Origin of the sequence: Stenotrophomonas sp. AS012628 (assembly GCF_010608305.1) — a bacterium.
GTDB lineage: Bacteria > Pseudomonadota > Gammaproteobacteria > Xanthomonadales > Xanthomonadaceae > Stenotrophomonas > Stenotrophomonas geniculata.
In genome coordinates, this window is the sequence record NZ_VMBJ01000293.1 from 1 (window position 1) to 219 (window position 219).

At 62.1% G+C, this 219-nt stretch carries 1 protein-coding gene; it reads right to left on the minus strand.

Going from position 1 to position 219, the window contains the following annotated elements; genetic code table 11:
* Window positions 1–219 (minus strand): mechanosensitive ion channel domain-containing protein (locus G5A07_RS21975; protein ID WP_191864043.1); only part of this gene is annotated, 219 nt, incomplete at both ends.

A 219-nucleotide genomic window follows, 5' to 3' on the forward strand; every position in this document is an offset into this window, starting at 1 on the left:
CTTCCTGCGTCATCAATATCTCGTTCGGGATCAGATGCTCCTTGCCGTCGCGGGTGACGACGCTGACCGCACGCACGCCGATCTTGTTCACCCAGCCGAAGCTGTCGCCCACGACGATCACGTCGCCCGGCTTGATCGAGCGATCCATCAGCAGGATGATCCCGGCGATCAGGTTGCCGATCGTTTTCTGGAGGCCGAAGCCGATCGCGAGGCCGAACG